Origin of the sequence: Xanthomonas prunicola, from assembly GCF_002846205.1 — a bacterium.
Taxonomy (GTDB): Bacteria; Pseudomonadota; Gammaproteobacteria; order Xanthomonadales; family Xanthomonadaceae; genus Xanthomonas; species Xanthomonas prunicola.
In genome coordinates this window covers 1-11,529 of record NZ_PHKV01000012.1, presented here as the reverse complement: position 1 = coordinate 11,529, position 11,529 = coordinate 1, and the positions used below count along the sequence as shown (strand labels likewise).

At 64.9% G+C, this 11,529-nt stretch carries 9 protein-coding genes; all 9 read left to right on the top strand.

Annotation, left to right across the window (positions count from 1 at the left end; all coding sequences use genetic code 11):
* Positions 1 to 50 precede the first annotated feature (50 nt).
* The 9 genes from XpruCFBP8353_RS20480 to XpruCFBP8353_RS20430 all read left to right on the top strand — a co-directional run bounded on the left by XpruCFBP8353_RS20480 (position 51) and on the right by XpruCFBP8353_RS20430 (position 11,452).
* The gene (locus tag XpruCFBP8353_RS20480; protein WP_101364874.1) at positions 51 to 665 is read left to right on the top strand and encodes a hypothetical protein; all 615 of its coding nucleotides are present in this window, start codon (positions 51 to 53) and stop codon (positions 663 to 665) included.
* Positions 666 to 956: 291 nt separating this feature from the next.
* The gene (locus XpruCFBP8353_RS20475) at positions 957 to 3,665 is read left to right on the top strand and encodes a bifunctional acetate--CoA ligase family protein/GNAT family N-acetyltransferase (protein ID WP_101364873.1); all 2,709 of its coding nucleotides are present in this window, start codon (positions 957 to 959) and stop codon (positions 3,663 to 3,665) included.
* A gap of 104 nt (positions 3,666 to 3,769) precedes the next feature.
* A complete protein-coding gene (locus tag XpruCFBP8353_RS20470) occupies positions 3,770 to 4,813 on the top strand; it encodes a DUF475 domain-containing protein (protein WP_101364872.1) in 1,044 nt (347 codons plus the stop codon).
* Between the two features lie 1,096 nt (positions 4,814 to 5,909).
* A complete protein-coding gene (locus XpruCFBP8353_RS20460; RefSeq protein WP_101364870.1) occupies positions 5,910 to 8,408 on the top strand; it encodes a ribonucleoside-diphosphate reductase subunit alpha in 2,499 nt (832 codons plus the stop codon).
* A 197-nt stretch (positions 8,409 to 8,605) separates the two neighbouring features.
* Positions 8,606 to 9,649: a ribonucleotide-diphosphate reductase subunit beta gene (locus XpruCFBP8353_RS20450; protein ID WP_101364868.1), complete on the top strand. Its 1,044-nt coding sequence runs from the start codon at positions 8,606 to 8,608 to the stop codon at positions 9,647 to 9,649.
* Positions 9,650 to 9,738: 89 nt separating this feature from the next.
* Positions 9,739 to 10,224, top strand: a complete 486-nt coding sequence (locus tag XpruCFBP8353_RS20445) for a flavodoxin (protein WP_101364867.1) — start codon at positions 9,739 to 9,741, stop codon at positions 10,222 to 10,224.
* Positions 10,196 to 10,522: a thioredoxin family protein gene (locus XpruCFBP8353_RS20440; protein ID WP_101364866.1), complete on the top strand. Its 327-nt coding sequence runs from the start codon at positions 10,196 to 10,198 to the stop codon at positions 10,520 to 10,522. Before XpruCFBP8353_RS20445 ends, XpruCFBP8353_RS20440 begins: the two co-directional genes overlap by 29 nt.
* A 34-nt stretch (positions 10,523 to 10,556) precedes the next feature.
* Entirely contained in the window at positions 10,557 to 11,009 is a 453-nt protein-coding gene (locus XpruCFBP8353_RS20435; protein ID WP_101364865.1) for a hypothetical protein, read from the top strand.
* A 38-nt stretch (positions 11,010 to 11,047) separates the two neighbouring features.
* The gene (locus tag XpruCFBP8353_RS20430) at positions 11,048 to 11,452 is read left to right on the top strand and encodes an acyl-CoA thioesterase (RefSeq protein ID WP_101364864.1); all 405 of its coding nucleotides are present in this window, start codon (positions 11,048 to 11,050) and stop codon (positions 11,450 to 11,452) included.
* Positions 11,453 to 11,529: the final 77 nt, after the last annotated feature.

Sequence of the window (11,529 nt, the reverse complement as noted above, 5' to 3'; positions counted from 1 at the left end):
AGGTGCTGGCGATGCGAGGCAGTGCGCTGTGGTGCGTTGTGTGGACAGGGGTGTTGTCGATCGCCATGACGCAGCCAAGCTGGGCCGAACCGGCCCAGCCCGCAGGGTGCATCTACGATCGTGCGGCGATGCTGGCACTGGATGAAGACGCCTTCGATCAGGACATGCAGGGCGGCTGGCGCACGATTGCCAACCGCCCCGGTTGTGCCGTGGCAGCTGCCGACCTGCTGCACGACTACCGCCAGGCGCACGCAATCACTGGCGGCATCGTGGTGTGGCACGAAGGTCAGATGCGTGCAGAGGCCGGGCAAACGGCGCAGGCGATCGCCCTGTTCGAAAAGTCGTACAAGCCAGCCGCCGAGGATCTCGCCGGCTGGAATGCGTATGTGGATGCGATGATCGCGTTCCTCAAACGCGACCGCGTGGGTCTGGATGCCGCACGGGCACGGCTTGCGTCGGTGCCCTATCGGCAGGCCGAGGATATGCTGCCGTTGCAGGATGGCTATATGGTGTTCCCTGCCGAGAAGGGCCGACCTGAGATGAAGATGCGCTGGCCGCCAAACCTGGATGTCGTCGATGGCCTGATCAAATGCTACGACGAACCCTATTCGGTGGCTTACGGCGCCCAGCACTGCCGCACGTCGACCTCGACATTGTCGAAGTAGGCAGGGATCGGCAGGCCGGCCGATGCGGCATGGCCGCGGCAGGCATGGCAATGCTGTAACCCTGGTGCGCTTAGCCGTTGAACACGTCACCTGTTCGACAAGGGTTTCAGCCAAATGCGCGTCAGTCGACGACGACCGCCTTCGTGCAAGGCGGCTGTGCCAAACAGTTGGTCGCAAGAAGCGCGCGTATCTGGCAGCCGCTACAGTCGCCGCCCCTTTGCCAGTGTCACCCCATGCCCTGAAACGCCAGTGCGTGTACCGTAGCGCGATGGCATTGTTTTCCCCCGTCCGATGAGTACGTACCACCTGCAGCAGGTCTTTCGTCCCAGCACCGTGGCGGTGGTGGGCGGCAGCCCGCGCGATCGCTCTGCCGGGCGGGCGGTGGTGCGCAATCTGCGCGCTGCCGGATTCCCGGGGCAGATCGGCTGGGTGAGCCCGCGCTATCGCGAGATCGACGGCGTGCGCACGGTGGCGCGGCTGACCGATCTGCCGTGGGTGCCGGACCTGGTGGTGATCACTGCGCCGGCGCGGATCGTGCCGCGCATCGTCTCCATCGCCGCGCGGCGTGGCGTGGCCGCGGCGATCATCCTCACCGCAGGCTTAGGGCGTGGCCCCGGTTCGCCGGCTGCGCGCATGGAAGCGGCCGCGCGCGCAAAAGGCATGCGCATCCTCGGCCCACACTGTCTGGGCGTGATCGCCCCGCATGCGCGGCTCAATGCCAGCATCGCCGCGCACTGCCCGCAGGCCGGCGATCTGGCGTTGATTTCCGAATCCAGCGCCATTGCCGCCGCGCTGGTGGAGTGGGGCGTGGCGCGCTCGGTCGGGTTCTCGGCGGTGGTGTCGCTGGGCGACACGCTGGATGTGGACTTCGGCGATCTGCTCGACTACTTCGCCACCGACTACCGCACCCGCGCAATTCTGCTGTACGTCGAACGCATCGGCGATGCGCGCAAGTTCATGTCGGCCGCACGCGCCGCCGCACGCGCCAAACCGGTGGTGGTGGTCAAGTCCGGCCGCCAGTTCCGCATCAACCCGAATGCGGACACCCACGCGCAGGCGCTGGCCGGTTCGGATGCGGTGTACGGCGCGGCGTTCGCACGTGCCGGCCTGTTGCGCGTGGGCGCGCTGGACGAGCTGTTCGCCGCTGCCGAAACGCTGGGCCGGCTCGGCAGTTTCCCCGGCCGGCGCCTGGCCATCCTGAGCAACGGCGGCGGGGTGGGGCAGCTGGCGGTGGATCAACTGGTGTTGCGCGGCGGCACCCTGGCCGAGTTGTCGCCCAAGACGCTGGAAAAACTCGATCAGTCGCTGCCCGAAGGCTGGTCGCGCAGCAATCCGGTCGACATCATTGTCGACGCCGATGGTGCGCGCTATGCCGCGGCGATCGAAGCGCTGCTGGACGATCCGGAAAACGACGCGCTGCTGGTGGTCAACGTGCCCACCGCGTTTACTTCTTCGGCCGATGCGGCCAAGGCGCTGACCCGCGCGCTGGACCAACGCGACCGCTATCAGCGCGAAAAACCGGTATTCGCGGTGTGGCTGGGCCAGGACGATGCAGCGATCGCCGCGCTCAACGCTGCGCGCGTGCCCACCTATGCCACCGAATCGGACGCGGTGCGCGGCTTCACCCATCTGGTGCGCTACCGAGAAGCGCAGGCGGCGTTGATGGAAACCCCGCCCAGCCTGCCGGAAGATTTCGTGGTGGATGCCGGCATCGCCCGCGCGGTGGTCGACGACGCCCTGGCCGCCGGTCGGCGCTGGCTGGACCCGGTCGCCACCAATCGCCTGCTGGCCGCCTACGGCATCCCGATCGTGCCGCTGCAGGTCGCGGCCACCGCCAACGAAGCCGCCTTGCTGGCCGACCCGCTACTGGCGGTGGGCCGCACGGTGACCTTGAAGGTGTTGTCCAGCGAGATCGCGCACAAGTCCGATGTCGATGGCGTGCGCCTGAACCTCTCCAGCGTCGCCGCGGTGCGCGAAGCGGCCACCGGCATCCTGGCGCGTGCGCGCGCTGCGCACCCCAACGCGGTGATCGAAGGGGTGATCGTGCAGCCCACCGTGCTGCGGCCCAAGGCGCGCGAACTGATCGCCGGTATTGCCGACGACCCGGTGTTCGGCCCGGCGATCGTGTTCGGGCGCGGCGGCACCGCGGTGGAGGTGATCAACGACCGCGAACTGGCGCTGCCGCCGCTGGACCTGCGCCTGGCCCACGAACTGATCGGCCGCACCCGCGTCTCGCGCATCCTCAAGGCGTATCGCGACGTGCCGGCTGCCGACGAGCGCGCGGTGGCGCTGGTGCTGGTCAAGCTGGCACAGCTGGCCGCCGACATCCCCGAAATCACCGAGCTGGACATCAACCCGCTGCTGGCGGATCGCGATGGCGTCATCGCGCTGGACGCCCGCGTGGCGGTGGCGCCGGCGCGCAAGCTGCACAAGGGCCGCGGCCATCCGCGCTTTGCGATCTTCCCGTACCCGAAGGAATGGGAGCGCCAGATCGGCCTGGGCGATGGCACGCATGTGCTGGTGCGCCCGGTGCGCCCGGAAGACGATGCGCTGTTCCGCGCGTTCTTCGCCCGCGTCACCGACGAAGACCTGCGGCTGCGCTTCTTCCAGTCGGTCAAGCATTTCAGCCACGAATTCATCGCCCGGCTGACCCAGCTCGATTACGCCCGCTCGATCGCGCTGGTGGCCATCGACCCCAAGACCGGCGACATGCTCGGTGCGGTGCGCCTGCACGCCGACGCCGACTACGAACGCGGCGAGTACGGCATCCTGATCCGCTCCGACCTCAAGGGCCACGGCATCGGCTGGCAGCTGATGCGCATCATGATCGAGTACGCGCGCTGGCTGGGCCTGAAGCAGATCGAAGGCCAGGTGCTGCGCGAGAACCGCACGATGCTGGCGATGTGTCAGAGCCTGGGCTTTGGCGTACGCCCGGATCCGGACGATGCGACCCTGATGGCGGTGACACTCCCTATAATGGGCGAGCCGCGCCCGGCCTGACCTTGCGTCACGCCGCGGTCCCCCATCCTCCACCGCACGCCGGACTGCAGGCCTCGCCCTGGCTCATTGCTCCGGCTGTCGTCTCGGCCCGCCTGGGAGTGTCAATGTTTCGCGAGTTCAGAATGTCGTTGTTGGTTGCCGCCGTTTGCCTGGGCCTTGCCGCCTGGTGGGGCCACACCACCGCAATGGGTCTGTGGCAGGCACTGTGGCTGTGCCTGGTACTGAGTGTGCTGGAGGTCTCGTTGTCGTTCGACAACGCGGTGGTCAACGCCGGCGTGCTCAAGCACATGAACGCGTTCTGGCAAAAATTGTTTCTGACCGTGGGCATCCTGATCGCCGTATTCGGCATGCGCCTGGTGTTCCCGATCGTGATCGTGTCGGTGGCCACCGGCATGGGCCTGGTGCCGGTGATGCAGATGGCGCTGAAGGAGCCGGAACGCTACAGCCAGGTGCTGACCGATAACTACCCGTCCATCGCCGCCTTCGGTGGCATGTTCCTGTTGCTGGTGTTCCTCAACTTCCTGTTCGACCAGGAGCGCAAGCTGCACTGGCTTGGCCCGGTGGAGCGGCTGGTCGGCAAGCTGGGCAAGGCCGACGCGATGTCGGTGATCGTGGCGGTGACGGTCCTGCTGTGCACCAAGCTGTTCCTGCCCGAGGCCATCTTCCAGAGCGTGCTGTTCGCCGGCCTGGGCGGCATCCTGCTGTATCTGCTGGTGGGCAGCGTGGATGCGCTGTTCGAGTCGGAAGAGAGCGAAGACGGCGGCATGGGCCCGGCCAAGCGTTCGGGGATTGCGGCTTTTTTGTATCTGGAAGTGCTGGACGCCTCGTTCTCGTTCGACGGCGTGATCGGCGCATTCGCCATCACCCGCGACGTGGTGATCATCATGCTGGGCCTGGCGATCGGCGCGATGTTCGTGCGTTCGATGACGGTCTATCTGGTGCACAAGGGCACGCTGGACGAATTCGTGTTCCTGGAGCATGGCGCGCATTACGCCATCGGCGTGCTGGCGATCATCATGCTGGTGGGCACCGTCTACCACGTGCCGGAAGTGCTGACCGGCCTGATCGGCGTGGCCTTCATCGCCGCCTCGGTGTGGTCGTCGATCCGCTACCGCAAGCGCAACCATCTCAGCCCGACCGAGATCTGATTCCCGCGCACGGGCAGCGCGCAAGGCGTCACGCCGTTTACTTGAGAGCGGCTGACAGCGCCTTCGTGGCCATCGGACGGCGCGGCTGGTCGGTGGCTTGGCTGCATTGCCTTTGCACGCCCAACCTCGCCGCTGTGGGTTTGCTGCAGGGCCCTTGCCCGCCCACCATCGCGGGACACGCCGCAAGTACGTCCTTGTAGGCTCTTACGCGGCATCCATGCCGCGTAAGGTCCCGCGACGGTGGGCGGGCAAGGACCCGTCGAGATGGTCGGTGTGCATGGTTTTCGGTAAGGCAACCGACGGACTTTCTGGTGCGGTGTCCTCGCCGATTGCGGGATCGTGTGGCGGCATGGATGCCGCCACCGAGCCCCCAGGGATGGGTTCACGGCGTGTCCCGCGAGCGGTGAGGGCGCCGCACCCTCGACCCAAAGTCGGCAGCGGCGAGTTCCTCCCATTGCCGGTGTCAAGGCAGGCGCCCCAGGCGTGCGGTGCCGCCTGAGGCAGGGATCGCACAACTGTGACCTGCTTCAGTGTCGATGGGTGTCGCAGCCAACCCAACCGGACCCAACTGATCGACAGAATTGCCGGTTTGGGCCTTGACTGCGCAGTCCAATTGGACGGGTTCGCAGCCTTGCGCCGACCGTTCGTCAGACAGTGCTTTGTGCTGTAAGGGTTTTCGGGATTTTCCTACATTTGGTGTTGACCCCTTACCGGCACCCCACTATCTTGGGGGAGTCGGTGGTTGGTCGCACAAGGCGGCCGGACCAGTGGGAGCACGTATCGCGGCGGGGCCGCGGTCGAACTGACCTCCCTGCCGCGGTCGTATCTATGACTACAGCCATCCGGGCGTTTTGCCTGGAGTCGGCGTCGTGGTCTTGTTGCGCCCCGGTTGTTTCGCCACCGACCACCACGCGACAGCACACCGCGCGGTGGCGGCCGTGGAATCTCCGGTAAGGAGATGGCTGGTGATGGCGATGCGCCGCAGACCGTGGGTCTTGCGTGCCGCTCGTCCCGCACCGTCATCGCTGTCCAGGGAATCCGGATCCGGCCGCAGCCCGTCCCCGAACGGGTTCGTGTGCCTACGCATGGAGGACGCATGACCACCAACGACACCCTTGCCGCGATCGCCGCCGGTACCGCAACACCCACCAGCGTTCCTGCCAGTGTCAGCGCGCCCCCCAGCGGCGCGCCGGAATTGACCGACCCCTCCGACATCGTGCCGCCTCCCCGCCAAGCCATTGCAATGCACGCACAGACCATCGAAGAACAAGCTGTCTCCACCTGGATCACCAAGGAAGCGGGCAATCGCAAGATTCCGTTCGAGCCGGAGCGCCTGGAGCGCGCCATCGACCAGATCCATGCCGAGTTCCCGCAGCTGGACGTGGCCGACTACAAGCGCTCGGTGTTCGGCTTCGTCGACCGCAAGGACAGCGTCAACGCTGACGACCTGGTCGACCACCTGATCCGCGAGGCCGAGGCCCGCGTCGATCTGACCACCCCGGAGTGGGAGCACTTTGCCGCGCGCCTGTACCTGCGCCGCCTGTACAAGCGCGCCAGCCGCAACCGTTTCTACGACGCCAGCCAGAAGTACGGCTCGTTCGTCGGCCTGCAGGAGAGCCTGGCCGACCGCAACGTCTATTCCAACGACATCCTGCGCCGCTACTCCAAGGACGAACTGATCGAAGCCGGCAAGATGATCGAGCCCGAGCGCGACAAGCTGTTCGCCTACAACGGCTTGTACCTGTTGGCGACGCGTTATCTGGCCACCGACAGCTCGCGCGGCGTGTTCGAACTGCCGCAGGAGCGCTGGCTGACGATTGCGCTATACCTGATGCAGGACGAGATCGGCACCGGCAAGGGCAGCCGCGAGCGCCGCATGCAGCTGGTCGGCGAGGCCTACTGGGCGCTGTCCAATCTATATATGACGGTCGCAACGCCGACGCTGGCCAATGCCGGCAAGGTCGGCGGGCAGCTGTCGAGCTGCTTCATCGACACCGTCGACGACAGCCTGCAGGGCATCTACGACTCCAACACCGACGTGGCCCGCGTGTCCAAGCACGGCGGCGGCGTGGGCGCGTACCTGGGCTATGTGCGTTCGTCGGGTTCGGCGATCCGTGGCGTGAGCAATTCCTCCGGCGGCGTGGTGCCGTGGATCAAGCAGCTCAACAACACTGCGGTGTCGGTGGATCAGCTGGGCCAGCGCAAGGGCGCCATCGCGGTCTATCTGGACATCTTCCACCGCGACATCGAGTCGTTCCTGGATCTGCGCCTGAACAACGGCGACCAGCGTCTGCGTGCGCACGACGTGTTCACCTCGGTGTGCATCCCCGACCTGTTCATGGAAGCGGTCGAGCGTCGCGGCGACTGGTACCTGTTCGATCCGCACGAAGTGAAGCGGATCAAGGGCTGGTACCTGCAGGACTTCTACGACGAGAAGAAGGGCGACGCCAACAGCAGCTTCCGTCGCAAGTACGAGGAAGTGGTCGCCGACGAGCGCATCACCCGCAAGACGGTCAAGGCGATCGAGATCTTCAAGCGCATCATGGTCAGCCAGCTGGAAACCGGCAACCCGTTCATGTTCTATCGCGATGAAGTCAATCGCAAGAACCCGAACAAGCACGAGGGCATGGTCTATTCGTCCAACCTGTGCACCGAGATCCTGCAGAACATGAGCCCCACGCGGATGATGCAGGAGATCATCAGCGGCAATCAGATCGTCACCACCAAGAAGGCCGGCGACTTCGTCGTGTGCAACCTGTCCTCGATCAACCTGGGCCGTGCGATCACCGTGCAGGCCGACCAGGCCGATCTGCTGGGCGCCGACGTGCTGGAGCGCTTGATCCCGATCCAGGTGCGCATGCTCGACAACGTGATCGATCTGAACCAGTTGCCAGTGCCGCAGGCCACCATCACCAACCAGAAGTACCGCGCCATCGGCCTGGGTACCTTCGGCTGGCACCATCTGCTCGCGCAGAAGTCCATCCACTGGAACGCCAAGGAAGCCGAGGACTACAGCGACGAGCTGTACGAGCGCATCAACTATCTGACCGTCCAGGCGAGCATGGAGCTGGCCAAGGAAAAGGGCACCTACAGCGTGTTCCGCGGCAGCGACTGGCACAACGGCGAGTACTTCCGTGCGCGCGACTACAACAGCCCGCAGTGGCTGGAGCTGTCGGCGCAGGTCGCGGTCAATGGCGTGCGCAATGCCTGGATGCTGGCGGTGGCGCCGAACATGAGCACCGCGCAGATCGCCGGTTCCACTGCCTCGATCGACCCGATCTACAGCGCGTTCTACTACGAAGAAAAGAAGGACTTCCGTCGTCCGGTCGCCGCTCCCGGCCTGTCGCTGGAAACCTGGCCGTACTACGAAAAGGGCGCCTACAAGGTCGACCAGTTCGCCAGCGTGCGTCAGAACGCGCGTCGTCAGCGCCACGTCGACCAGTCGATCAGCTTCAATTTCTACGTGCCCAGCACCATCCGCGCGAGCACGCTGCTGGACCTGCACATGACCGCCTGGCGCGAAGGCCTGAAGACCACGTACTACGTGCGTTCCAACGATATCGATATCAGTGAGTGCGAGTGGTGTTCGAGCTAAAGCGCATTCGGTAGCTAAGCGCATTCGCGCTTCGCTTCCACGGTTCGCGTTGCGAACCGTGGACCCTGCTTCACCAGCTCCCACACCCCGCGCCTTCGGCGCGCCCCCTGACTCAGGGGGCTTTTCTCCAGAACGATTGCTGCCGCCGTCCCCGCGTCACACGCGGGCGACTGCCCGGAACACGAGTAGAGACCCACATGTCCGCAACACCGCTTGAACGCATCAAGATCCTGGAGCCGCGTCACCCCAATCGCTCCACCGCCATCATCAATGGCGAGACCTCCGGCATCCTCAACTGGAACGACATCCCGTACCCGTCTTTCTATCGGGCGTACAAGGAACTGTCGACCAACTTCTGGATCCCCGACGAAGTGGACATGAAGGGCGATGCGCGCCAGTACAACGAGCTGTCGGCGCGCGAAAAGAACGCCTACGATTCGATCATCGGCTTGCTGGCCACGCTGGATTCGCCGCAGACGCGCTTCATCTACAACGTCGCCGAATACATCACCGACCCGGCCGCGCATGCCAATGCTGCGATCATCGGCCAGCAGGAAGTGATCCATAACGAGAGCTACAGCTACGTGCTGGCCTCGATCACCGGCCTGGCCGACCAGAACCGCGTGTTCGAAATCGCGCGCACGCACCCGACCATCATCAAGCGCAATGCGCCGATCATGGGCGCCTACGAAGACTTCATGCGCGACAAGACGGCCGAAACGCTGATCCGCGCGCTGATCCAGTCCTCGATCCTGGAAGGCATCAACTTCTATTCCGGCTTTGCGTATTTCTACAACCTGGTCCGCCAGAACCGCATGACCGGTACCGGCAAGATCATCAGCTTCATCAACCGCGACGAACTGGCCCACTCCAAGTTCATCAGCGAGCTGATCCGCGCCATCATCGGCGAGAACCAGGCGCTGCAGGGCGATGAGCTCACCGACTACGTGCACAAGGCCTTCGAGCACGCGATCGACCTGGAAACGGTGTGGACCGCCGAAGTGCTGGACGGCATCGACGGCATCGATGTTGACGAGATGATCCGCTACGTGAAGTACCGCGCCAACAAGATGGCCGGCATGCTCGGCATCGAGAAGCTGTACGAAGGCGCCAACGACAACGTGATGCCGTGGATCAAGGCCTACGCCGACAACTTCACCGAGACCAAGACCGACTTCTTCGAAATGCGGAATGCTTCGTACAAGAAGACCAATTCGGATAATGGGTTCGACGATCTGTGAGTCATCGGGAATAGGGAATCGGGAATGGCAAAAGCAGACAGCCGCGCGCTCTTCCGATTCCCCATTCTCCATTCCCAAATCCCCGCGACATGAACATCCTGCTGGTCCTGGCATCGTTGAGCGGCAACACGCGTGATGTGGCGCGCAGTGTCGCGCTGCACTGTGAGGCGGCCGGGCACACGGTGACCTGGCTGGAGACCGATGTGCAGCGGCTGGAACAGGTGCCGCATGCGCCGGGGCAGTACGACCTGTTCCTGTTTGGCAGCTGGACCGACAACGGTGGGCGTACGCCGTCGGAGATGAAACGTTTTATCGTCGAGTTGGTTGAAACGCTGGGCAAGCCACCGCAGGTGGCCGTGTTCGGCACAGGCGAAACGCAGTGGGGCGAGGACTATTTTTGCGGTGCGGTGCATCGCATCGCACAGTTCTTCGCCAGCCCGTTTCCGCGTTTGACCATCGAACAGATGCCCCACGGCCAGCGCGACGCGCAGGCCATCGCCGCCTGGACCGACGAGGTCCTGGCTCAATGCACACACGATCCCCATGATGCAGACCATTACCGTCACGTCGCCTGAGCACTACACCCAGATCCTGGCCGCGCACCCGCGCGCGCTGGTGGATTTCTACAAGGACAATTGCCCCGGCTGTCGCATGCTCGACATGTCGCTGGACAAGTTCGCCAACAGCGATGCCGCCGAAGGTGTGGCCTTGTTGAAGGTCAAGCTGGAAGTGGTGGGCGAGGAGTTCTTCCGCGATCTTGGCCTGCGTCAGACTCCAACACTGGCGCTGTACCGCGATGGCGCGGAAGTGGCACGTCTGCCGGGTTTCCAGTCGCCGGCGCAGGTGGAAGCGGCGGTCCGCGGCGGCCTGTGATGGTGACGGGCGCTCGGTCGATGCGAGGCGCCCGGTGAACACCACGGTCACCATCGTCGCCTGGAGCTTCCTGCTGGCGGGGCTGGGCTTGTTGACCGGTGCGGCGCTGTTGCCGGATCAGGCGCGCTGGATCCTGTTGCTGCTGGGCGTGGCGTTCGGCGGCGTGGGTGGCGGCATCCTCGGTTATCGCATCTGGCATGCGCGGCGTGCTGCATGGTTGCGCCGGCATGGCACGGTGGTGGAAGCGCGCTTGGTGTGCGTCGAACGCAATGCGTCTTTGCAGGTCAACGGCGTGCACCCGTTCCGTATCCTGGCCCAGCGCCACGATCGCACCCACAACACCTTGACCGAGTATCGCAGCGATAACCTGTGGACCGATCCGCAGCCGTTCCTGGTCGATGGACAGCTGCTGCGCATCTTCGTCGATCCGCAGCGCCCGGCGTGCTACCACATGGACTTGCGTTTCCTGCCGACGCTGCGCAGCTGATCGGGCTGGCTTCCCTTCCTTTTTCCGGTACCGCCTTCATGACCAGCGCCACACCCGTTCCACCGACCGAAGCCCGCATGGCCGAGATCGTGTTTCCCAACCACACCAATCACATGGGCACGCTGTTCGGCGGCCAGGCGCTGGCGTGGATGGACAAGGCCGCGTTTCTGGCCGCTTCGCGCTATGCGCGGCGCGCCGTGGTGACCGCGCGTTCGGACCAGGTGGATTTCAAGTTGCCGATCCGGCAGGGCCAGATGGTGGAAACCATCGCGCGGGTGGTGTCGGTGGGGCGCAGCTCGATCAAGGTGGAAGTGGAACTGATCGCCGAAGATCTGCTCAGCGGCGCGCGCGAGCTGTGCACACGCGGGCACTTCGTGATGATCGCGCTGGATGCTGACGGCAAGCCGACCTCGGTGCCGCCGCTACCAGCCGTCAGCAGCTGACGGCGCTTGGAGCAACTAACAAAACGACTGCGCTCACCGCCAGGCGCGCGCGGCCGGTGCTCGGTGCGGCATGTACC